Origin of the sequence: Paenibacillus assamensis DSM 18201, assembly GCF_000422445.1 — a bacterium.
In the GTDB taxonomy this organism is placed as follows: Bacteria; Bacillota; Bacilli; order Paenibacillales; family Paenibacillaceae; genus Paenibacillus_B; species Paenibacillus_B assamensis.
The window spans coordinates 180,096-202,392 of record NZ_AULU01000012.1; the positions used below are offsets into that span (position 1 = coordinate 180,096).

General features: G+C 40.0%; 22 protein-coding genes. 14 read left to right on the forward strand and 8 right to left on the reverse strand.

The genetic code is table 11. The features are described 5' to 3' along the window. Positions 1-96 precede the first annotated feature (96 nt). Positions 97-426 carry a winged helix-turn-helix transcriptional regulator gene (locus tag H580_RS0109075; RefSeq protein WP_028594493.1) on the reverse strand — a complete coding sequence of 110 codons (330 nt, stop codon included), beginning with the start codon at positions 424-426 and terminating at the stop codon, positions 97-99. A gap of 263 nt (positions 427-689) precedes the next feature. On the opposite strand from H580_RS0109075, the gene zwf reads away from it, so the two are divergent. Beyond that, entirely contained in the window at positions 690-2,225 is a 1,536-nt protein-coding gene (gene zwf, locus H580_RS0109080) for a glucose-6-phosphate dehydrogenase (protein WP_028594494.1), read from the forward strand. Between the two features lie 300 nt (positions 2,226-2,525). Further along, positions 2,526-3,419: a phosphogluconate dehydrogenase (NAD(+)-dependent, decarboxylating) gene (gene gnd, locus H580_RS0109085; protein ID WP_028594495.1), complete on the forward strand. Its 894-nt coding sequence runs from the start codon at positions 2,526-2,528 to the stop codon at positions 3,417-3,419. A gap of 192 nt (positions 3,420-3,611) precedes the next feature. On the opposite strand, the gene H580_RS26180 is transcribed toward gnd, so the two are convergent. From H580_RS26180 to H580_RS0109095, 3 genes are all read right to left on the reverse strand, one after another. Beyond that, a complete protein-coding gene (locus tag H580_RS26180) occupies positions 3,612-3,779 on the reverse strand; it encodes a hypothetical protein (RefSeq protein WP_157282808.1) in 168 nt (55 codons plus the stop codon). A 410-nt stretch (positions 3,780-4,189) separates the two neighbouring features. Beyond that, positions 4,190-5,179: a glycoside hydrolase family 130 protein gene (locus H580_RS0109090; RefSeq protein WP_028594496.1), complete on the reverse strand. Its 990-nt coding sequence runs from the start codon at positions 5,177-5,179 to the stop codon at positions 4,190-4,192. 289 nt (positions 5,180-5,468) lie between these two features. Continuing rightward, positions 5,469-6,530, reverse strand: coding sequence for a LacI family DNA-binding transcriptional regulator (locus H580_RS0109095; protein WP_028594497.1), 1,062 nt, complete (start codon positions 6,528-6,530; stop codon positions 5,469-5,471). 341 nt (positions 6,531-6,871) lie between these two features. On the opposite strand from H580_RS0109095, the gene H580_RS0109100 reads away from it, so the two are divergent. Both H580_RS0109100 and H580_RS0109105 read left to right on the forward strand, forming a co-directional pair. Further along, positions 6,872-7,582 carry a response regulator transcription factor gene (locus H580_RS0109100; protein ID WP_028594498.1) on the forward strand — a complete coding sequence of 237 codons (711 nt, stop codon included), beginning with the start codon at positions 6,872-6,874 and terminating at the stop codon, positions 7,580-7,582. Then, complete coding sequence (locus tag H580_RS0109105) at positions 7,569-8,654, forward strand: sensor histidine kinase (protein WP_028594499.1); 1,086 nt, start codon at positions 7,569-7,571, stop codon at positions 8,652-8,654. Before H580_RS0109100 ends, H580_RS0109105 begins: the two co-directional genes overlap by 14 nt. 531 nt (positions 8,655-9,185) lie before the next feature. On the opposite strand, the gene H580_RS0109110 is transcribed toward H580_RS0109105, so the two are convergent. Together H580_RS0109110 and H580_RS0109115 are read right to left on the reverse strand one after the other, a co-directional pair. Next, positions 9,186-9,530, reverse strand: a complete 345-nt coding sequence (locus tag H580_RS0109110; RefSeq protein WP_157282811.1) for a hypothetical protein — start codon at positions 9,528-9,530, stop codon at positions 9,186-9,188. A gap of 279 nt (positions 9,531-9,809) precedes the next feature. Then, positions 9,810-11,684, reverse strand: coding sequence for a bifunctional metallophosphatase/5'-nucleotidase (locus tag H580_RS0109115; protein ID WP_028594501.1), 1,875 nt, complete (start codon positions 11,682-11,684; stop codon positions 9,810-9,812). Positions 11,685-11,936: 252 nt separating this feature from the next. Between H580_RS0109115 and H580_RS0109120 the strand changes: the two genes are divergently transcribed. The 9 genes from H580_RS0109120 (at position 11,937) to H580_RS0109165 (ending at position 20,208) form a co-directional block, all read left to right on the forward strand. Continuing rightward, positions 11,937-12,422: a hypothetical protein gene (locus H580_RS0109120; protein WP_028594502.1), complete on the forward strand. Its 486-nt coding sequence runs from the start codon at positions 11,937-11,939 to the stop codon at positions 12,420-12,422. Between the two features lie 270 nt (positions 12,423-12,692). Then, complete coding sequence (locus H580_RS0109125; protein ID WP_051217357.1) at positions 12,693-13,973, forward strand: helix-turn-helix domain-containing protein; 1,281 nt, start codon at positions 12,693-12,695, stop codon at positions 13,971-13,973. A gap of 382 nt (positions 13,974-14,355) precedes the next feature. Then, positions 14,356-14,505, forward strand: coding sequence for an aspartyl-phosphate phosphatase Spo0E family protein (locus H580_RS25815; RefSeq protein WP_084509092.1), 150 nt, complete (start codon positions 14,356-14,358; stop codon positions 14,503-14,505). Positions 14,506-14,541: 36 nt separating this feature from the next. Beyond that, positions 14,542-15,108 carry an SMI1/KNR4 family protein gene (locus H580_RS0109140; RefSeq protein ID WP_028594504.1) on the forward strand — a complete coding sequence of 189 codons (567 nt, stop codon included), beginning with the start codon at positions 14,542-14,544 and terminating at the stop codon, positions 15,106-15,108. A 209-nt stretch (positions 15,109-15,317) separates the two neighbouring features. Then, positions 15,318-16,508: a helix-turn-helix domain-containing protein gene (locus H580_RS23830; RefSeq protein ID WP_157282813.1), complete on the forward strand. Its 1,191-nt coding sequence runs from the start codon at positions 15,318-15,320 to the stop codon at positions 16,506-16,508. Between the two features lie 161 nt (positions 16,509-16,669). Further along, the gene (locus tag H580_RS0109150) at positions 16,670-17,260 is read left to right on the forward strand and encodes an SMI1/KNR4 family protein (protein WP_028594505.1); all 591 of its coding nucleotides are present in this window, start codon (positions 16,670-16,672) and stop codon (positions 17,258-17,260) included. Between the two features lie 480 nt (positions 17,261-17,740). Continuing rightward, a complete protein-coding gene (locus H580_RS0109155) occupies positions 17,741-18,709 on the forward strand; it encodes a hypothetical protein (RefSeq protein ID WP_028594506.1) in 969 nt (322 codons plus the stop codon). Between the two features lie 57 nt (positions 18,710-18,766). Continuing rightward, a complete protein-coding gene (locus tag H580_RS0109160) occupies positions 18,767-19,273 on the forward strand; it encodes a hypothetical protein (protein WP_028594507.1) in 507 nt (168 codons plus the stop codon). 458 nt (positions 19,274-19,731) lie between these two features. Then, positions 19,732-20,208, forward strand: coding sequence for a hypothetical protein (locus H580_RS0109165; protein ID WP_028594508.1), 477 nt, complete (start codon positions 19,732-19,734; stop codon positions 20,206-20,208). 567 nt (positions 20,209-20,775) lie between these two features. Here H580_RS0109165 and H580_RS0109175 read toward each other — a convergent pair. After that, on the reverse strand, positions 20,776-21,093 hold the full coding sequence (locus H580_RS0109175; protein WP_028594509.1) for a hypothetical protein: 318 nt from the start codon (positions 21,091-21,093) through the stop codon (positions 20,776-20,778). A 201-nt stretch (positions 21,094-21,294) separates the two neighbouring features. Between H580_RS0109175 and H580_RS0109180 the strand changes: the two genes are divergently transcribed. After that, positions 21,295-21,774, forward strand: coding sequence for a hypothetical protein (locus tag H580_RS0109180; protein ID WP_028594510.1), 480 nt, complete (start codon positions 21,295-21,297; stop codon positions 21,772-21,774). Between the two features lie 196 nt (positions 21,775-21,970). Here the strand turns inward: H580_RS0109180 and H580_RS0109185 are convergent. Further along, a partial coding sequence (locus H580_RS0109185; protein WP_028594511.1) for an IS3 family transposase occupies positions 21,971-22,297 on the reverse strand: 327 nt, incomplete at its 5' end.

Here is a 22,297-nt window from a genome sequence, read left to right on the forward strand (position 1 = left end):
GTTCCGTACTGCTTGGTGCAGAGGGACGCCTTTTTCGTATATGTTGGTAGTTGTGGTTGGTTGTTAGATGGTTGCAATGATGTGTGGTAGAAAGGCTTATAGCCACTTTTTTGCCCATTGTTCTACTGGAATAAGCGCCTTTCCTAATTCCGTCCCTTTGATCGTCAATGAATATTCGGTACGGATCGGTCGGGTAGGAATGACGTTCCGATTAATAATGCCGCAGTCTTCTAGCTCCTTGATGCGTTCATTCAGCACGCGCTTGCTGAGGTCAGGAATATAGGCATGAACTTCGCTGAATCGTTTAGGTCCATCTAGAAGCGTATGAATAATTAATCCAATCCACTTCTTGCCGATTAGCTGATACGAGTATTCGATCTTGTCACATAAAGGGCAATCTTCTTTTCTCTTCTTTTCCTCATCCATTTCTAAACTCCTCCTTCATCTAGTTATTAATAGTAATCAGGTTATCTGTATTTATAATTTGTAAATTTAGCATACTTTATCATAGAAAACGCTAACAAGAAAGAGAAAGTTCTAACGTTCACATTTTGGACAAATAAGGGTTGACGGATGACTTGGAGAGGAGTATTATGTTCTCGTAAAGTAAATGGGTTATAAAAAGTAACTAACATCATAAATATAAACCAGTTAATGTAAGGTTATTCACATATAAGGAGGAGAAAGAGATGGAACCAGCAACTTTTGTCCTGTTCGGGTCGACAGGCGACTTGGCGAAGCGAAAAATATTTCCTGCTCTATTTAACCTTTATATAGATGGGAAGATGCCATCCGCATTCTCCATTATCGGTATGGGGAGAAAGCATATCGAGCATACGGAATTTCAACAAACGGTACGTCAGTCTCTAGAGACATTTTCACGTCGTGTGCCAAGTGCTACGAAGAAGCTTGAATCTTTTTTGCAGGCGATACGCTATCAGGCATTGGATGTAACACGACCTGAAGATTATAAGAAGCTGCATGAGGTCGTGACAGCAAGAGAAGCTGAATTGAATCTTCCGCAGAACCGCATGTTCTATCTTTCGGTTGCCCCTGAATATTTTGACACGATTGCTCAGAATATTAAGCTTAGCGGTCTTGGGGATACAGCCGGTTGGAAGCGGCTCGTTATTGAGAAGCCTTTCGGTCATGACCTTGCATCTGCTCGTGACTTGAATGCACGGCTTAGTAAGGCATTTGCGGAAGATGAAGTGTTCCGTATTGACCATTACCTAGGTAAAACGATGGTTCAGAACCTTGAAGTGCTGGAAATTTCCAACCCCGTTCTGCATGCACTGTGGAACAATCGCTACATTAATAATGTGCAAATTACAGCGAGTGAAACGGTAGGGCTAGAGGGCAGAGCAGATTACTATGATCAAGCAGGGGCTATTCGTGATATGTTCCAGAATCATATGCTGCAGTTGCTTATGATGATCGCGATGCATTTACCTAAGGGAAGCAAGGCAGAAGATATTCGGAATCGCAAAAAAAGAGTGTTGGAAGCTCTTCGTCCTCTTCATAAGGAAGAAGTAGCCGCATCTGTTGTGCGTGGTCAATATGAAGTAGGTACCGTGAATGACAAGCCTGTTGTTAGCTATATCGATGAGCCAGGTATTGATTCTTCTTCGCAAAATGATACGTTCATCGCAGCACGTCTATGGATCGATGACACGTTCTGGAGTGAAGTTCCGTTCTATATTCGCACAGGCAAGCGGATGAAAGAGAAATCAACACGAATTGTGATCGAGTTCAAGGACCCGATGAACAAATATTATACGCAAGATCCAGATGAACCAGAACGTCCGAATCTTCTCGTTATTGAAATTAGCCCGGATGAGCGAATTACGCTCCAGTTAAATAGCAAAGATATAGAAAAAGGCGACGGCATAGAGCCGATTCAAATCGACTACAAAGTTGCCAAAGAGATGCCGGAAGCGTATGAGAATTTGATCTATGATGCCTTCCGTGGCGATGCTTCCTTCTTCGCGCATTGGGATGAAGTCGAGTTGTCTTGGAAGTTTGTACAGCCTATTCTTGAAGCTTTCGAAGAGAATCTCGTTCCCTTGTACACCTATAAGTCTGGATCTTACGGTCCGGCTGCTTCTGAGGGACTCGTTGGCCAGGACGGCAACACATGGTGGTTGGATTCCAAAGTTGAAGCTGAAGTGAAGTCTGCTGTTAAGACAGGGGAGAACCTGAAGAAGCAACCTGTAATGGCTTGATAATTGGTCGTAACGGTTGCCGCAGAGGCTATTTTGTGGATATGGATCGTTTTTGAAATGTAACGGGCGTCAGCGAGCCTAATTGTAAGAGTGAGCGATATCATTCATCATTATTGCTTAAATAAGCTCGACTACAACCGTTACAAATCTGAAATGGGTCATTTTACGAAAATAACGTCCATGGCGCTCATTAGCAGTATTGCTGAGGTGTGTCACAAATCTAGAACAGTAGCGTTGATGCTATTTTGATGCTATTTACAATATGCGCAATCTATATAACATCTGGTGGAGGGAAACAGCATGAAAGTAGGATTAGTTGGATTAGGAAAAATGGGGCTCAATCTTGGTCAGAACTTGCTCGATCATAAGCATGAGGTTGTAGCATTCGACCTTAATAAGCAAGCGGTAGATGAAATGAAGTCCTTTGGTGCCACAGGTGCTTATACACTTGAGGAACTGGTACAGGCGATGGAAGCACCGAGAGTATTGTGGATTATGGTACCTCATGGTGTGGTTGACTCGGTCATCGAGCAATTGACACCTTTGCTGTCCACAGGCGATATCATCATCGAAGCTGGTAACTCTCACTTTAAAGAATCGATTCGTCGCCACGAGCAGTTGAAAGAGAAAGGCATTCGCTTTATGGATGTCGGGACTTCCGGCGGTATGGAGGGGGCTCGCAACGGAGCTAGCTACATGATTGGTGGAGACGAGGATGCTTGGCAGCACGTTGAGCCTATCTTCCGTGATACAGCGGTAGAGAACGGTTATCTCTATGGCGGACGAGCTGGCAGCGGCCACTTCTTGAAAATGGTCCACAACGGGATCGAGTACGGCATGATGGCTGCTATCGGTGAAGGCTTTGAAGTATTGGAGAAGAGCGATTTCGACTTCGATTATGAAAAAGTAGCGCGAGTGTGGAACAACGGTTCCGTTATCCGTTCATGGCTGATGGAGCTTACGGAGCGTGCATTTTCCAAAGATGCGAAGCTGGATGAAATTAAAGGCGTGATGCATTCTTCTGGTGAAGGCAAATGGACGGTTGAAACAGCGCTTGATCTTCAGGCAGCTACACCTGTTATCGCGATGTCATTGCTGATGCGTTATCGTTCACTAGATCAAGATACGTTTAACGGTAAAGTGGTTGCAGCGCTTCGCAATGAGTTCGGCGGACATGCTGTAGAGAAGAAGTAATTAGAGCTCGCAACATACGTGGTCAAATGATTGTGGGAGTTGTTGGCACAACAAGACGAAGGAATGAGCAGAGGAGAGTCTGAACTTGCGACTAGGTCATCCAATATCGTCTGGGAGTGACTTTTAACGGTCTCTATAGACGTTATTTTCGCACAATCGGCCATTATTAAAAGCTAACGGTCGTGGTAGAGCTTATTGTGGCGTTGTAGATGAAAAATGGGGCGAAAATGGATAAATAAGCTCGATGACACCCGTTAGATTTTTAAAATGAGCAAATATGGCGAAATAGCCTCTGTGGTAACCGTTAGGCTTAGTAGCAGCTAAGGAGCGAGTGCGTTTCATTTGCGATTTCATCTTCAAAATTATAAAAATCCCCCTGCATCGAGGGCACGAATACAGGGGGTGGGGTTACAAAGAAAGCGCGAACATGGTTCGTGAATTCTTTGTGTTACATAATATAAAGATAACATGTGCGTTATCGATAAACAAACCCATTACCTAACATATTAGTAAAAAAGAAAGAAAACAGCGGCGGTAAGCAATTTCTATGTCAGTTTGCATAGCATGGTGCTCATCGTCGCTGTCTTTTTCTCTGCTGCAATCGTCGTTCACTATCGTAACTTGTTGGCTTAGTAACTATCGCAGCGCAGCAACTTCGTTACAAGTGCAGCTATTGAGCTGCTCGTTCATTTACTTAGTTCCAAGTGTAGTTACTGAACTACTAAAGCAACTATTCCTTTACTCATGTAACTATTTTCTTACTAGTGTAACTATTCTACGCGAGAGTTATTCTTCACGAATTCAATAATTTCATCGACATAACCGAATGCGACTGCGGTTACCGTATCAGCAGCACCGTAGTAGATTGCAATACGGCCTGTTTCCGCATCTACGAGCGATGCGCAAGGGAACGCAACATTTGGTACGTCTCCTACACATTCATAGAGTGTAGATGGCTGAAGCAAGTATGGCTCACTGCGGTACAGCACTTTCCATGGTTGCTCTAAGTCGAGCAATGCTGCGCCGAATGCATAGACGAAGCCATTGCAGGAGTTAAGCACGCCGTGGTAGATCATCAACCAGCCTTCGCTAGTCTCGATCGGGATTGGACCTGCGCCGACTTTCTTGCTCTGCCAGCCACCCATTGGTGCCATAACGTGACGGTGACGGCCCCAGAATTCCATATCAGGGCTTTCGCTGTAGAAAATATCCCCGAATGGCGTATGTCCTGTATCGGATGGACGGCTCAACATCGCATAATTGCCGTTGATTTTGCGTGGGAACATAACCCCGTTGCGGTTGTATGGCAAAAATGCATTTTCCATCTGGTGGAACGTCTTGAAGTCATGTGTATAAGCGACACCAATCGTTGGACCGTGGTAAAGGTTACACCATGTGACAACAAAACGATCTTCAATCCAGCATACGCGTGGATCATAGCCTTCGATGAAGTTACCGATCTCAGGATCGTCGCACTCGAACGTAATTGGCTCAGGATTGATCTCCCAGCTAAGTCCGTCTTTACTGAACCCTGCATGCAAACGCATGTAACGGTTGCGGTCATCGCAGCGGAATACGCCAGCGAAGCCATCTTCGTATGGGACAACTGCGCTGTTGAAAATACTATTCGAGTTCGGGAGCAAGTCACGAGGAATGACTGGATTTTGGCTGTAGCGCCACAATACGTCTTTATGTCCTTCTGGACGTTCTTCCCATGGAATGTTAGGCATGCTAGGACCGATAATGTTCACTTTGCTCATGAAGAATACCTCGCTTTAGGTGAAGGTTATACGCTTGGTGTATTCAAAGCGTGTTAAGTTACATACATTGCGAAATCGTTAAGTTTACATTTGTCAACTTGCTGGATGATGTTCTTGGTCAAATAGAGTAGAGAGCGTGTTGTTGTCGTGTTTGTGCTCGCCAAGATGCTTCATTCGTCCATTGCTGACAGCGTTTTCTTTCACAACTAAAATGTAAAATAAAATGCACACTATGTCAACGAATAGTGTGCACAAATAAGGTGTAATTTGTTTAGTTTTTATGTATGAATTAAAGTTTGTTGATATTGCATACTTGAGCGGCTAGTCGAATGAGCTCATATGGGCGTTCAGGATAACGCATGCGCCACATTAATTGCTCAGCCGCACGCATACCCATTTCGTACATCGGAACGATGACGGTAGGAAGAGTTGGGTGGATTAATGATATTTCTGCAATATGATCGAATCCAGTCAACATGATTTCCTCCGGTATTTCACGGTTCTCTTGGCGGAGCAAATGCAGCATCGTTAACGCAATCTCGTCATTGACGCATATAAAGGCGGTTGGGCGTTCCTTCATTGCTGCTAATGCTTGACGAAGAGAATGCTCATTATACTGATGCATAGGATCGTGGCTCGTAACCCCATACTTCTCTTCTATAAGTAGATGATGGTCCTGCATGGCGCGCTTAAATCCAAGCCAGCGTTCTTGGAAGCTGAGGCATGAACCGATATCGCCTACAAATCCAAGCTTACGATGTCCTTGGGCGATTAATGCGGACGTGATGCGATAGACACTATCTTCATTGTTCACGAGCATTACATCTGTGCACAGCTCATTCATGGAGAAGCTGGCATAAGTATCTACGAATAAGGCAGGTATATCGCTTTGCGCAATGAGCTGGTAGTATTCTTTTAAAAATGGCCCGATCATGACGAGGCCAGCCGACTGCTGTTCAGCAATGATGTCAGGCAGTTGGAGCGCTTGCTCATCCTCCCGATCGACGAGTGTCATGGTGACCATATAGCGGTGTTCTTTTAGTGCCGCGTTCATGCCTTTCAGAAACTGTGACCAATAAGAGTTATTTACATAATCCGAATGGGATAGTAATGAAATAATACGGTTGCCTGTAGCCGAAGCTCGTTCGGGTTGCATCGCAGCGGTATGTGCTTGCAATTGTTCTAATATATCGGGAGGCAGCTTCGTATAGCCCATATCTACTGCTTGTTGAATGATGCGTAGACGGGTATCCTCGCGCAAGCCTGGCTCGTTGTTCAGTGCTTTCGATACGGTATTGCGCGATAACTTCATCGCATCAGCAATATGTTGTTGGGTAATCTTTCGGGTCATATCGAATCTCTCCTGTATGTTCTATCCCTAGTTAGCGTTACAATTCACAAGTATATGATAACTTGACAATATTGACAAATGTAAAGTTTACGAAAAGATGATGATTTTCTGAAGTTAGAATCATCTTCCCAACAAGGGATTTATCCTATGCTACACTGTATTAGGTGATGAAATAGGAAGGACCTGCTTTCTCCGTAAGGGCGAAGGTAGCAACGGTTGATCCGCCAGATATGAGTCTTACATTACGTAAAGCGTACGTACTGAGTAAGTCAGAGTAGATAAAGATAAAATGATAGATTAGCGGGTTGAACCATAGAGAAGAGAAGGGATGAATTTCGGGCATGACAACCATTCTAGTCGTAGATGATGACCGTGAGATAGCCAACTTGATACGGATTTATGTAACGAATGAAGGATATAGCTGCCTTATGGCACATGATGGGGAAGAGGCCATTCAGCAGTTGGAGAAACATGATGTGAATTTAGTCGTTCTTGATGTGATGATGCCGAAGCTGGATGGCTTAACAGCCTGCCGAATTATACGTGAGCGGCATGCTTTGCCGATTCTGATGCTGAGTGCAAAGACGGAAGATATGGACAAGATTATGGGGCTAATGACAGGGGCGGATGATTACATGACGAAGCCGTTCAACCCTTTAGAGCTTATGGCTCGCATCAAGTCGCTGCTGCGACGCTCGTACCAGCTAAATCAACGATTGCAGGTCAGCGGTTCCGGGACCGCGATGACCGCACAGCATGTAATTAGGCTCGGCGCGTTGGAGATCGATAAGGAGCAGCACCGTGTCAATGTGGATGGTCAACCGATTCATCTGACATCGATTGAATTTGATATTTTATATACGATGGCCAAGCATCAGGGGCGTGTCTTTCGGGCAGAAGATATTTATGAATTGGTCTGGAATGAGCCTTTTCAAGGGGCGCACAACACCGTGGCGGCCCATATTAGCAAGCTGCGGGATAAGCTGAAGCGCAGCGGGCATTCCTGTATTCAGACGGTGTGGGGAGTGGGGTACAAGATTGAATTGGACTAAACAATTGACATGGAAGCTGCTTATTAATGTGCTTCTTAGTATTTTGCTATCCGTAGCGACTGTATTTGCTCTGTTGCTGCTGTGCGTATTTCTGGTTGAAATGTTTGGGTTTGCACGGGATATTTTCGGGGCAATAGAGGAAATTTTCCCACCAGAGTTGGTTATTACTGTTGTAGGTTTATTCTCGTTCTTCTTGTATTATTATTTGCTAATGCGCTTAACCGTTAAGCGTATTAACCAAGTTGTTACGACGGTTCAGGCGATTGCGGACGGCAATTTGGAACAGCGAATTAAAGTCCATTCTGAAGTGGATGAGCTGGGCAAGTTGGAGCAAAATTTAAACGAGATGGCGCATAAATTACAGTACTCCATTGAAGAAGAGCGACGAGCGGAGCGAACGAAGTCCGAGTTAATTACGAACGTTTCTCATGATTTGCGGACACCGCTTACTTCGATTATTGGTTATTTGCGTCTAGTGGAGGAAGACAGGTACCGCGATGAAATTGAACTGCGCCATTATATTCGTATCGCTTATGAAAAGTCTGAAAGTCTGCATCTGATGATCGAGGACTTATTCGAATATTCTCGTATGAGCGGTGGAATGACGCTGCATACGCAGCGTGTAAATGTAGCCGAGCTAGTCAGCCAACTGTTCGTACATTATCAGGTTCCGGTTGAGGAATGTGGGATGACCCTGCGGATGCGCAATGCACAGCGCCCGGCTTATGTGAATGCCGATACGTTGAAGCTGGTCCGTGTATTCGAGAACTTGCTGTCCAATGGTATGAAGTATGGAAGAGCAGGACAGTTCATTGATATGGTCGTTCATTCTGATCCTGTGGAAGCTAGAGTAGAAATTATTAATTATGGAGAGCAGATTCCGCAGGCAGATCTGCCGCATGTATTCGAACGCTTCTATCGGGTGGATAAGTCGCGGACGGGGGATAGACGTGGGTCAGGTCTCGGTCTCGCGATCTCCAGCACAATTATCGAACTGCATGGCGGCCGTATTTGGGCAGAGAGTGATGCGACGGCAACTCGCTTTATTGTTACCCTGCCGCGAGTGCCGTAACGTGATTACCAAACATAAAGAATGTAAAAAGGCAGAAGCTAATCGCTCCACTGGTTACATTGGTATGGTGTAAATGGCTTAGCAGTTTAGTAGCGTGAGAAGTTAAAATAGCCCTCAAGCCCGTTTTACTGCGGATGCTTGGGGGCTTTGCTGTATAGAGTTGCCGGAGCTATTGGAGCTATCGGCTCATCTTTGTGCTATCGTTGTGTTTTAATCAGGTGTGTGACAAATCTGCATCTTAATTTCCCCCTTATCGATAGAACAGGGGAGATTAAGACAAAAGTGCAGTTATTTTTGCTCATATCTCCGATTTGTGCCCATTTCGCGTAAAAAGCCTGCACTTTTGTCGCAAATGTCCCCAATTATGCGTTTTCCAGCCTAAATAACTGCTTTTTTGCGGATATTCAGCGGGTACGGTTATAGAAAAGTGTTCGATCTTCCCACCCCTCTACCGTTCACGCTTCAATTGCTCCTTACCATAATAGAGAGTTGGGCAATTTCTTCATCTTTTCTTCATACATTACTGAATGTTCATTCATGTCTGTTCGTTATCATTACTTGCATAAACGTATCAGTCAGAGGAGAGGACATGATGAACGATCCTAGGAAAGGTTCTCGAAATGATTCATTGAACGTTACAATGAACGGTTCAATGAATGGTACTAAGGAGCTTGCTGCATCAGAAGTTTCATATATAGTGATAACGCCATCGGCAACTTTGGTGGCAGCACCATATACAACGTCATCGGCACCATCATATACAGTATCATCCACAATATCATCTACAGTGTTACCTTCAGCAACACCAGTAGCGCCATTTCCGGCACCAGCAGCAGAATTCAGGAAGTTCAGCAAGTGCAAAATTTTTATCGGCACGACCCTTATTATTATCGGACTGTTGTGGTTATTCGCATTGGTCAGCGAACCGATATATAAGGCGTACGCCGCTGCGAATGAGTGGAGTGGGGAGAAGCCCATGCAGAATCACCATCATGTAAAATAGCCCCCTGCGTACTTGCACAACAAGTGCAGGTTACCGCAAGGGGCTTATGCAATAGGAAGGGGACGAACGGTTCTGATCTCAGTAAATGAGACTCTTATGTCTATTGTAGCTGTTCCATGTTACAGCAATATGACATCTTGCTATATATTGGATTACAGCTTCGTAATACGTCCATCCAACTTCGGTGCAACTTCTTTCTTCGCGATGAGGTAGTCCTCAACCACTTCGTACAACGTTACGCCTGTATTAAGTGCTTTTTTACCTTTAAACATTTCATAGCCGTCACCGCCAGCTACGATAAAGTCATTTGTTGCTACGCGATATTGCTTCGCTTCGTCAACTGCTTTACCCGCTACTTTTACGTCTTTCACGCGGCTGCCTTTAGGAGCTTTCGCATCGAAGGAGAAGGACATTCCGCTAATTTGCGGGAAGCGTCCGCCGCCAGCTTCTAGATCAGCTACACCGTTCTCCATCGCTTGAACAAGCTCTTTACCGGAGATTTCAACAACTGCCATTGTGTTAGGGAATGGCAGTACATCGTACAGGTTGCGCTTCGTAATGTCGCCGCTCTTAATCGTTGTACGGATACCGCCACCGTTCGTAATCGCTACGTCAGCTTCGAAGCCTGGGATGGAACGGCTGCGCTCCAACATAGCGTCAGCGATCATGTTGCCCAAGTTCGTCTCTTCCGCGCGTACTTTCGTACGGTCGCCTTCCAATACATTTGGCGTGGAAGCGATCTTCACGTTCAACAACGTGTCAGCTTCCTTCTTCAAAGCGTCAACGCGCTTCGCTGTCTCTTCGTCTGCTTTTGTATTTTTATCATATTCAATCAATCCGCCAGAGAAATGCACAACTTCATCATTGTGGTAATAAAGGTCTACACGGCCTAGGGATTTGCTGTACTCCCAGTCTTGTACGATGTAAACACCGTTTACAAGCTCAGGCTTGGACAACTTCGTGTGAGAGTGACCGCCGATAATAAGGTCTACGCCTTCAATGCTCTTCGCCATCTCACGGTCTGCTTCCAATCCAGAGTGGGACACGATGATTACGTTGTCTGCCATCTTTTGCAGCTTCGGTACCCATTCTTTAGCCGTTTCAACTGTATTTTTAAAAGTAAGGCCCTTAACGTTATCAGGGTGTGTAACGATTGGTGTTTCTTCTGTTACAAGACCAAGGAACGCAATCTTCTTACCTTCGATTTCTTTGATCACGTAAGGCTTCAACAATGGCTTGCCTGCTGCATCAAATACGTTCGCGCCCAATACAGGGAATTCGAACATTTTAGATACTTTCGTCAATTGCTCATGACCGAAGTCGAACTCGTGGTTACCCGCTGTCATCAAATCATAACCTAGTGGGTTCACAAGTGCAGGAACGGATTCACCTTTGGACAAGTTGACATAGATTGTACCTTGGATCATGTCCCCTGCATCGATAAGCATTGTGTTCGGGTTCTCCGCACGCATTTCTTTGATCAAGGTAGCCATTTTCGCGTAGCCCATTTCCTTACCGCGCTCGTCTTCAACGACATGACCGTGAACGTCATTCGTATGACCAATTGTCAAATGAACCGTAATTGCTTCACCTACTGCGTTAATGAAAGCTTCACGAGTAACGGTCTCGCCTTCTGCTTTCAATTCAATACCTGCTTTTTTTGCAACCGCATTCAAAACTTCTGCAGATACAGGCTTGTGAAGGGATTTCCATTGCTCTGCGTCAACAACGTTAGCTTGCTTCGCCCAAGTAAGGGAACGTGCAGCCCAGCTGCCTTTTACCGCAGGATCGACTGTTTTTACAGCAGCTTCTTGACCTTGTACACGAGAGAAGATTACAACTGCTTCGATAAGCGTGATCGGACGTTCAAGTGCAAGACCATCTTGTCCACCGCCAACGAATGATTTCTCTTGCATCCAATCGATGTGCTTAATTGGCTCGAATGGAGCTGCAGAGATAGGTCCCGCCATTGCTGCTGTGAGCATAGCAGTTAGAGAAAGTGCAAGTGCAAGTTTTTTGGCAGTCATGGTATGGAATACCCCCTGAATGATGTATGTAATTATGTTCGTTTTGATTGTATCATAGGACCTAGGTAGGAATATAGTCAGGCATTGTAAAATAAGCGTTAAATGTCGATGAAATTTATGAATAAAATTGAAAGCGCTACCAAGTTTATGAGAAGTGACGGGTTTAGTATGGCACGAAACGGTAAATGGAGTATTATTGTAAAATAATGTTCGAAGCAGCATGCAGATTGCTGAAGAAGAAATGGAGGGGCTATGAGATTATTTAAGGTGATATTTGCTGTGTCTATTTGTTTGAATGTACTCTTGCTTGCCTTTTCTTATATAAGGTATGACTCGAATGAAGAGGCTCTTAATCATGCCGCAACTATGGTGATGCATGACTTTGTTGAATTGGAAAGTGCAATTGACTATCAGCTCCAAATGAATTGGGCGGATGAAAGTGTAATCTTAGAAAAGATCGAAGACATCTTAGAAAATCTACATATGATTGAAGTTTATGGGTCTGGGTTAGATTTGATAGATAAACAATCGAATGATGAGCTAATAGCTATAGCGCATGTTCTATCTCAGTATCCTGAATATACGGGCTTCCCGAATGCTCAATTAACTGAAAAGGAAAGAGAAGCCTTCATTCAATTGAGAGATAAATTAAGAAGAGCCGGCTTGGGAATGAACATGTCATTTACAGGGGGATGGGACAATTTTGTTGCATCTATGAAAAAAATAATAGAAGAGTGATGGGGGCGCTCATTACCTATAAAAGGATATACTCTTCACCAATCTGAGGCGAATCCTTGCGGGCTTTCCATGAAACTGTACAACATTAACGTTACTGGAATATTGACAACATTTACAAGTATTTGGTAGGATTCAAATATCCACATCTTCTTCTCTAATCCTCAACTTCATTTGGAATCCCCATCTTAGACATTTTTAAATTAACTTCCGTTTAATAATCGCATGTTCAATATGAAGATTTATCCGTAATACATGAAGGAGAAGGTGAGTATGTTGAGCAGTATCACTTTATCGTTAGGAGAGCTGATTCATAAATACAGAACCAAGTCTAATGTGAGCCTATCTGAACTAGCGAGAATAACAGAAGTGAGTAAAGGTACACTGTCAAAGCTTGAGAATGGGGAAGTCCAGAAGCCCGAATATTATAAGCTGCAAGCTGTTACAGACGCACTTGGTATTGCATTTGAAGAATATATTGGCCTCTATATTCAAGCAGAAAAGAGCGCTAGTGCTGTATTACGAATCTTCTCGGAGGCCATTGATCGGAATTGTCCCTCAAAGATCGTTGTACATATTGCTGAACGTTATTTGACGATTGCGAAAGGTGAGAGTCATGAGGTTGTAGCTAAATTCTTTGATATCGCCATTCAAAAAAGTGAAACGGAACTTAAGCTTGAGCTACTGAAGATGCTAATTGATTACTCCAGAAGCCATGGGATTATGCAGTACATTGCAAAAGGACTATTCCAGAAGTATCTTATTGATCGAAATGATTTCACTAAACTTAATGCAACGTATCAATCAGGCAGATATTTATTAGATTATGCTGGTTTTTTAAATGAGAGGGAGCGCTTATTGTTATATTACTGTTTAGCAGTACATGCTTTTAGCTTGCAGAACCATAAGGAGTCTATAGAACTGAGTGAGTATGTTATTGAAAACGACTTAACTGACAGTGAATTTCGTGCGAATGCTATATATAATGCCTGTAATTCTTATTTTTATCTAAACGATATGAATAAGGGGATATATTACTTTCAAGAGTATAAAAAATTTTCATTTCCGTTTGTTCTAGACAATATAAGATATATGAATGGTCGTATTAGTGCTCTGTGTGGAGATGTTAACTTAGGGATAACCCAATTAGAGGAATATCTTGGAGGGGCGTCTGAATATAATCTCGTATATACAATAGTTTTACTTATGGAATTATATTTAAATGAGGAAAAATTGGATGAAGTAAAAAAACTATTTGATTTTGAGGATATGATGATAGAATCCCTTAGTGATGCTCAATCAACCCCGGAGAAGAGAGGCAAATTAGCATGTTTTTATAAGCTCAAAGGGGACTGGTTAACAGAAAAAGATGAAATTAATGAGGCATTTGAATATTATCGAAAAAGTGCATTGGAATATGCTCAAATTTCGTATTACGAAGAGGCATTCAACAGCTTATCGTTAATAACGAATTCAACACTTACTTCATTTAACGGGTTAAATCGAAAAGCTATTGAGGAGTTGAATCTCGTTTTTAATACACTTGGCTCATAGTATGGAAGGGGACTGTCATATGAAAAAGCTAGTTGCTAAGATATCACTTCTTATCATGGTAGTATGTTTGTCTATAGGAGTATTGCCAGTAGAAGATGGTATTGTTTCATATTTCGGAGGAGCACCATGGATAATTAACTAGTACTTCCATCTAGCTTTGTTGAACTAGAAAAGAAGGTTGATCTTAGGAAGAATGATTATTCTCCTTAAGATCAACCTTCTTTTGTTTCGGAGAAAAGAGCTAGGTGTTTCGTACGAAAAAATATGGAAACCGTTATCCAAAACCCATAGTAACCTATTCTCAGAGAAGAAGAGGATACGGTGTGGCGCCAACACCAACATTGAATGGGGTTCTATTTCACTATGAACTAAGGTGCTAAATATGACCATAACTGAAATAATTGAGAAGAAAAGAATTGAGATGATACAGCTTATAAGTGTATGTGCAAGTCTAACGGATAATAGGGTGGTATTGATAAGTCAACAGCTTGATGAACTATTGAATGAATACGCTATGAACAAGCCCAAGTAAATTAGTTGTTCCATCTTACCTACGGAGGTGTAGTAGTTGAATGAGATTAAACGCATTTTAAATAATTTCAGGCAAGAGCAAACCAACATCAAAAATCAAAACTTACATGCAAAGCGTCCAATCACTTTGTATTCAAACCCGCCAGTTAATGAAGAATATCTCCTCAAGTTTCAAGAAGGCATACGAACGAAGCTTCCATCCGATTATATAGACTTCCTCAAGATAAATGATGGGGCGGTGTTATACCCAGATAATAAAAATACTCAACTAGATATATTCTCCGTGTACTTACTCGTGTATGAAAAGGACATGCTTCCAATCTCATCATCGCTTTCGCTACTTCCGTTTGCCCGCTATCAGACGACTACATTTTATATGGATTTATCCAAGCTGCAATCAAGAAAATACATTGTGTTTAGCTCTTCTACAGGTCGTCATTACGACGCGCATATGTGTTTTAAAGATTGGCTGCAAACCATCCTGTCGAACCCAAAGTACTTCAATTCTTATGCAAGTAAGGTTTTTCATACTCATACTGTGCCGTATTACGCTAGTATTCAAGAGCTTGTAGAGGTATCCCGGGCGCTAAAAATAAATATCTAGTATTGTGTTTCAAACGTTAGGCAGTGAGAGCGTAAAATATTATGTGTAAATAGATAAATAGCAAAAGGAAGACCTATTCTTGTGGAATTGAGTTACCACACAACAATTCACTGAGAAAAGGTCTTCCTTATAAGTGTTCTGATGACACACTGGAGTCCTTTGTCATTCATAACAGATTTAAATCTTATAAAACTTGGAAGGTGAGAGGGTTGAATAGTGCCGCTTTTTCATTGGGAGATTTAGTTCGTACATACAGAATGAAGTCTGAAATGACCTTATCGGAACTAGCTAACACGACAGGTGTAAGCAAAGGGACGCTATCTAAACTTGAAAATGGAGAAGTAAAGAAACCGGACTTTCAAAAGTTACAAGCTGTCATGCAAGTATTGAGTATTCCCTATGAAGATTACATCGAATTGTATGTTCAAGGGGAGAGGAGCGCTTTATCTCTGTGGGAAATACTTGAGGAAGCTATAGAACGTAAATGTATTTCAACAACTATATCTAGAATTGCGGAGCGTTATTTAACTATAGTTAAAGGCGAGAGTTATGATGCAGTTGCAGAATTGTATCAATTTACAATGAAGCAAGATGAACAGGATGTAAAATTAGTTTTGTTAAAATTAATCATTGATTACTCTCGTAGTCACGGTATTATGCAATTCTTTGCTAAGGGCCTGTTTCAAAAGTATAGAATTGAAAGAAATGATTTTACAAAATTGCACGAAACGTATCTATCTGGTAAATGCATATTAGAGTATGCAGATTTTTTACATGAAGAGGAAAAAGTAAAGTTATTTTATATGCTGGCAGTTCATGCTTATAGTTTATCTGAATACCGTGAATCGATAGAGCTTAATGAATATGTTATTGTTCATGCTAAACCGAATAATATATACCGTTCATACGCTATATTTGCTGTATGTAATGCTTATTATTATTTAAATGAATTTGATAAGAGTAGAGAATACTTTCATGAATATAGTAAGTTTCAGGATGCATATTCTCAAGATAATGTTAAATTTATGATTGGTTGTATAAATGCACGGAGTGGAAACGTTGATCTTGGAATGAAGCAATTAGAGTCGTATTTAGAGAATCCATCTGAGTGGAATATCGTTCACGCGGTTGTAGCTCTTATGGATATTTATATGTCTAGATTAGATGTTGAGTCTGCGGAAAAACTATTTACATATGAAACTCTTATGGAGAAATCTATAATTGCCCACCGTACAGCCCCTCTTAAGCGTGCGCACCTTGCGCATTATTACAAGCTTAAAGGAGATATCCTATTGCACAATAATGATCCGGAGGCTGCTTTAGAATACTTCGCCAAGTCCACGATAGAGTACAAAAATATTTCAGCCCATGATAAAGCATATAATTGGCTATGTGTTTAATAATGAGGGGATCGGATACTTGTTAATCGGGTTTTGTTTCGAATAAAAAAAATAAAAATCAATTATTCAAAACTCTGGGTAAGGTTAGGTTGTCTCCAGAGAGAGTAAGGATAATAACGACGAAAGATGTCTGAATTAGTTCGTCTATAGGAGTGTTGTGGTTGAATGAGATTGAACATATTTTAAATCATTTCAGGCAAGAGCAAACCAACATTACAACTCAAAACTTACATGCAAAGTGTCCAATCACATTGTATTCAAATCCGCCAGTTAATGAAGAATATCTTCTCAAATTTCAAGAAGGCATACGAACAAAGCTTCCATCCGATTATATAGACTTCCTCAAGATAAATGATGGAGCGGTATTATACCCAGATAACAAAAATACTCAGCTAGATATATTCTCCGTGTACTTACTCGTGTATGAAAAGGATATGCTTCCATCTTCGTCATCACTTTCGTTACTTCCGTTTGCCCGCTATGAGACCACTACATTTTATATGGATTTATCCAAGCTGCAATCAAGAGAATACATTGTGTTTAGCTTTTCTACAGATCGTCACTATGACGCGCATATGTGTTTTAAAGAATGGCTGCAAACCATCCTGTGGAACCCAAAGTATTTTAATTCTTATGCTAGTAAGGTTTTTCATGCTCATACTGTTCCATATTATGCAAGCATTCAAGAGCTTGTAGAGATATTCCAAATTTTTGAAATATATACAAGAAAAAATTCCTGGAAATTGTACTAATTCTTATTATATTCTCGAAATATCTACTTTAACGGATTAAATAATATATGGAAAGGGGGAATGCACAAAGGAAAAGAATGCGGGTTATGACATTCAGCTGAGAAATAGAAACCATAGAAAACTAGACGTTGGTTACATTAAATTTTAGTGGATTGGTCATGGCATATTCTTTACCTCTTATTATTATCAAATCTTTAAGGTGTAGCATGTTGGCAACTTTAATGTTAGTGAGCGAAGTAGGTAAAGTATGAAATTTGTTATGTTAAATGGTATATCGATCCAGAAAGCGGTATAAGATCATTCGTTGTAAGTCCGTAAGACATTAGTTACTCTAGAGCGAGTTAAGGCTCATTCCATGACAGGTGTAGAATCAAGAATTAAGACCTTACAGGCTAATGTGTTCAGTGCAACTTTTAATCAATCTGTATGATTTTATGTATAGTAATTAAACAATAAAAAGTTATAAAATGGAGGGTTAGCATGTTTAAAAAATCATTTACAGTTGTAGTGGCGTTATTATTGTTTTTCAATGTATCAACTTTGGTATCTGCGAATAATGATTTAAATATAGGCCAGAGAGAGGCGAGAATAAATGAACTTTATGAAGAACGTGCAAAATTACGTTTACAAGAGAAAACTGACTTTGAAAAAATCCAAAGTGTAAATAGTGAACTGGAATCATTAGGAGTAAAATTTATGTCTGATGAGGAGGTTAAAAATAAGTTTGTTCTTCAAAAGGGAATGTCGATTAGTCCATATGTATCGGTCCCAACAATGGATAATGTAGTTTGGTCAACATGGAGAGGGGTTAGTAGTAAAAATGGAAAGAGCTATGAAGTGCAACATTTAATAGCAGAACCTAACAGTAAAAACTCAAATTTAAAAACGACTGGAGTGGTGATACATCATTCAAGTGTAGATTGGAAAGCGGGTGCTCTTACAGTTGTAAAAACACTAGCACTTGAAGGAGCATCAAGGGTTTCAGGGGCAGATTTGTTAATTTCATTTTTCGATACGGCGGCAAGTTTTATTAAGGATGTGAATTTTGGAAGAGAGACAAAGGTAGAAGATATATCAGCTTCGTATACGTATGCTCAGATGACAGTAATTGAGTTTATGTATGTTAAAAAGGTTGGAGAAAGTGATGATAAGCAAGCATTAACCTTTATTGCATCAAAAGTAAATGGAGATATATTAACAGGGGTACCGGGCTTTGTGTATAGATCTTCTAATGGAGCCGCTGTTAGAGCAAAAGTAGAAGGGAAAAACTATTATTTTTCAAATAGACCGAGTGGGTATGGTCTCAGTAATAAGGGCGTGGAAGCATATGTGAATCCGTACGCTCAACGTAGAGCTGTTATTACTCAAGTGGAGTTAACAGGACTAGAAAATAAAACAATCAAAGTCATATATCCTCTTTCTCCAACTCATCCTGGACAGATTTACTAAAATTCATTAAACTTAGCTCCTAAAACTTCAGAAGTATTGTAAGAAGAGGAGAATAAGATGGGAAAGCGTATAACTTTTATCAGTTTTGTGGTAGTAATCATTTTCGGTTTTTTTATATGGTTGTACGAATTTCCGTCACGTGTTCAGTTTGAATTACCGGCTGTACAATTTAATGCAGGAAATTCGAAAACTGTTAAAAAAACAATAATACGTGTAAACGGAACATATCATCGGCCTTTATTTCGAAAAGAAAGATTTGAGGGCAGTATACAAATTGATAGTTTTCCATTTACAAAGTCATATGAACTAGTTCCATTAACCATGCACACAGATAAAACAGGGGTAAACTATACGGTGCTTACTTATATTAATCCTGATCCCTCAGCTCATCATATTGATATCGTTGGAACTATGTGGGTTTCTGAAGAATGGAAAGAAATCAAAATCGAAATCTTGCGTGAAGGAGAATCTAATAACCCGAAAGGGGCATACATTATAGCACCATCTACTTCTTATGAGGAAGCACAAGTTATCATGAAAATGAGCGATAGTTCAAATTTATAAAATAGTAACTCATTTCGTCATGCTATTGGAAAATTTGAATATGGTTTTTCTTACTTTCAGACTAGCCTATTTCGCTTAATTATATTTTAACTTATAGCTTCTGGTTATGGTGGGAAGGTGCAATGGGAAAAAGCGTCTGAGAATGGGATGTATGTAAACATGATCTACCGTAAGATAATTCACAGACTGATAGCAATAAGTAATCATAGGAGGTAGGACAGATGGTTAGACTGTCCTGCCTCCTTTGTAATTACATATAACAAAAGGAGCGCTTTACTTGTGGATACTTCCTACACCCTTATGTAAGTACTATGACAGGTCTACAATTAAATAGAAGAATAGATAAATTATCATCCCATAAAATAGTATGGTCGATTTTATTTCCTTGGGTATTTTGTTGATTAACAAAGGAGGAAGGTCCACTTTAGATGACTTCTTCCTAAAGAAAAGAGGTCATTATGAAGAAAATAATAGTTTTACTGATTTTTTTATTAACAATAGGGTGCAGTAATCTTAATGACAACGACCTTAAAATATTTTTGGAGAAGGAAAACTTCTCTCCTACACTTATCATGAAATATGATGATGGTTACCAACTCATTAGGGAAGACGATAAAGATATAACGATGTACTTTCTTATGGATAAATCTTTTTGGGGACAATACACATACACATATAATTCATACCCTATTAATAAACGAGGAGTTTATTTGGGATTTTATAAAGATGCAAGTTTCACTATGCATGTTAGCAATAAAGAATTTGAGAGAGAAGCTGTTATCTATAAGTTAATATTTGATGATGGATCTGAGGCAGAATATAAATTTGAAAAAGGAAAAAAGACGTATAGGATTTTTGATGATCGAATTAAGGAAATGGAATACAATATATATTTTTTCGACAAAAATGGAAAGCAAATATTCAGATTTTTTTGATTTTAAATGGCTCAACGTACCTAGCTAAGTTCATGCAGTGTTTAATACTACTTTATGGATCATTTATGCAACTAAAAATTATTATTCTGCGTTTAGAAATAAGGCAATCTACTTCAAGAATATAAAATTCTACACACCATTACACCTCCCTTACTTATACTCCACAATAGTAGAACCATGGTTTTGAAATGAGATGATAAGACAATGACATACTTTATTTTATTTATAATGAATTTTGCCTTTGCTTATTTTATCTACAATGAATCAAGTGTTGTTAAGCCTTTATTACAATCTTTGATTTTGTTGATATTGATTGTTGTTATGGACTTTATTAAGCGTAATAAGAAGGAAAATTAATCGATTTTGTTACGTAGAGTAAAACATGTTTCACCGCTCAGAAAGGGATGCATGTTTATGAGGGGGATTCGGGAACGTTATGGTAATAACTGGTTTAGTAATAATTACGGGGAAACATTTGCTTACAAATCAAAATCTGAGTAATAACTATTCAGGTATTGACTTTGACTTTAAAACTGGTGTTTATCCTCTTGCAAAAGTTCATTTTATTTACTTCAATCTCTCGATTTCATATAAATTTATTACCCCATTGCTATTTTTTGCATAGTGGACAGTATATTTGCGATTAATGTCTATAAGGTTCCACACATTTTCATCCTTAACAAATATTTTTATTTTTTCTTTTGATTTAGATTTATCAGGATAAATAGCAATAATCCAATACGTCTCTGGTTCTTCTTTTCCTTTTTCAATTACTTCTAGGTTTGAGACTACAGCTAAAATATCCCCTTCTTCTTTATCAGAGCAAGAAGTAATTAAACCTAAAACGATTATGATTAAAAATAGAATGTAAATTTTTCTTCTCACGTATCCCAGCTCCTATTCTAACTCTTCAACTAAATGAACTGTACAAGAATGTTATTTCATTAATTGGAATAGCACTACATTCCTTTATTTTCGTTCTTTTTTACGCAGGAACATGGAGCACCTCATTTCTGTTAAAGAAGTCCAAGTGAAGCAATTACATATATAAATTCCCACCTCAAGTAATGTGCAGGGAGTGTTAGCGTGAAAAGAGTACTGATATTGCTCATGCTGCTCCTAGCGATAGGATGTAGTGGGCATCAAACCATTGATAAGGACGATCTTACACTATTCTTGAAAAACGAAAACTTCTCTCCTACACTCACCGTGAAATATGATGATGGCTATCATCTTATTCGTGAAAATGAAAATGGAGTAATTATATATTTTCTTGAAGGAAAAGCAGGAGGTAAATTTATATACTCACGTAACGCTTCTTCGATTCATAAGTCTGGAATATATATAGGTGGGTTTAAGGCAGGCAGTTTCACTTTGTACGTAAGTAATAAGAAGCTGGAAAGTCAAACAGATTATTTCAAAGTTATATTTGAAGATGGCTCTGAGAAAGTAGTTACGTTTGAGAAAGGTAATAAAGTTTATAGAATTTTTGATGCTAGAATTAAGAATCTTGAAAATGTGATTGCGTTCTATAATGAAAACGGAGAACAAATTTTTAAATATTGAGAATGTGAAGTCAGAAATAACTGCATTTCTAATTGTAATCGGAGAAACGTTTCTTACCTACTTCTGAAAATCAATAATTTTGATAAGGTACATGTATTTTGATCCGACTGCGCATACATACCACTCTTTAGGGTAATCCATTGATCATTATTGCTGTCTCCTTTCTCCGGTGTACCAATGGACTGTCAACACAAAATCAAACAACTTTTTTAAGGGCTTTTCTTTTATAATTAACTGGGCTCATATAGCCTAATGTCCCATGTATGCGGTGCTTGTTATACCAATTGACATAGTCATATAACTCCAACGTAAGATGTTGCAGGCTCTGAAAATTCATTTGGTTAATAAACTCTGTTTTCATTATTTTAAAGGTAGCTTCAGCAACGGCGTTGTCGTAAGGACAACCTTTCATGCTTAATGAACGGCTAATCTGGAATGTAGCCAATGTCTCATCGATTAACTTATTCTTAAACTCACTACCACGGTCAGTGTGGAACAATTGAATCTGTCGCAAATCTCCTTC

Coding starts and splice junctions, on each gene's coding strand:
- gnd (WP_028594495.1), top strand. CDS start 2,526: ATGAAAGTAGGATTAGTTGGATTAGGAAAAATGGGGCTCAATCTTGGT.
- H580_RS0109125 (WP_051217357.1), top strand. CDS start 12,693: ATGTTGAGCAGTATCACTTTATCGTTAGGAGAGCTGATTCATAAATAC.
- H580_RS0109120 (WP_028594502.1), top strand. CDS start 11,937: ATGAGATTATTTAAGGTGATATTTGCTGTGTCTATTTGTTTGAATGTA.
- H580_RS25815 (WP_084509092.1), top strand. CDS start 14,356: ATGACCATAACTGAAATAATTGAGAAGAAAAGAATTGAGATGATACAG.
- H580_RS0109165 (WP_028594508.1), top strand. CDS start 19,732: ATGAAGAAAATAATAGTTTTACTGATTTTTTTATTAACAATAGGGTGC.
- H580_RS0109090 (WP_028594496.1), bottom strand. CDS start 5,179: ATGAGCAAAGTGAACATTATCGGTCCTAGCATGCCTAACATTCCATGG.
- H580_RS0109095 (WP_028594497.1), bottom strand. CDS start 6,530: ATGACCCGAAAGATTACCCAACAACATATTGCTGATGCGATGAAGTTA.
- zwf (WP_028594494.1), top strand. CDS start 690: ATGGAACCAGCAACTTTTGTCCTGTTCGGGTCGACAGGCGACTTGGCG.
- H580_RS0109160 (WP_028594507.1), top strand. CDS start 18,767: ATGGGAAAGCGTATAACTTTTATCAGTTTTGTGGTAGTAATCATTTTC.
- H580_RS0109100 (WP_028594498.1), top strand. CDS start 6,872: ATGACAACCATTCTAGTCGTAGATGATGACCGTGAGATAGCCAACTTG.
- H580_RS0109115 (WP_028594501.1), bottom strand. CDS start 11,684: ATGACTGCCAAAAAACTTGCACTTGCACTTTCTCTAACTGCTATGCTC.
- H580_RS0109075 (WP_028594493.1), bottom strand. CDS start 426: ATGGATGAGGAAAAGAAGAGAAAAGAAGATTGCCCTTTATGTGACAAG.
- H580_RS0109155 (WP_028594506.1), top strand. CDS start 17,741: ATGTTTAAAAAATCATTTACAGTTGTAGTGGCGTTATTATTGTTTTTC.